General features: G+C 43.3%; 1 protein-coding gene. It reads right to left on the bottom strand.

Annotated elements, in window-relative coordinates; genetic code table 11:
- Nucleotides 1-208: winged helix-turn-helix transcriptional regulator (locus tag DV872_RS26305; RefSeq protein ID WP_158547206.1), on the bottom strand; the 208-nt coding region annotated here is incomplete at its 3' end.
- Nucleotides 209-423: the final 215 nt, after the last annotated feature.

Below are 423 nucleotides of genomic sequence, written 5' to 3'. Positions count from 1 at the left end.
TGCTTTTGCTGGTCTGTTTCGATGATAGAAGTTCTTTCAGACCTGAATCACTTAATGATACAGCTTGTTTAAAACCGAATTCTTCTTCATGCATTTTTGTAATGATCTGCGATACGACTGGTCTTGATATTCCAGTCAGTTTTGAGATCTGTCTCTGGCTCAACTCAGCCTGGTCATGAAGCCTCATAACCTCTCTAATTTTCGTCATTGATGTCCTCTTTCTGGGCATCCGCTACCTCCTGATGTTCAATGTTTCAGGGGGATAGTGTGCCTAATTTCAGAGGTTGATAGAAGTGACAATATTTGATTCCGGACTTGCTGCCAAAAGTGGCAGGTTTAAACCGGAATGGGGTGGCAGGATAAATCCGGATTACCCGGCAAGTTTAATCCGGAATGGGTGGCAGGATTAAACCGGATTTTCCA

Origin of the sequence: Oceanispirochaeta sp. M1, assembly GCF_003346715.1 — a bacterium.
In the GTDB taxonomy this organism is placed as follows: Bacteria; Spirochaetota; Spirochaetia; order DSM-2461; family DSM-2461; genus Oceanispirochaeta.
The sequence above is the reverse complement of the archived record's forward strand: the minus strand, read 5'-3'. Positions and strand labels throughout refer to the sequence as shown.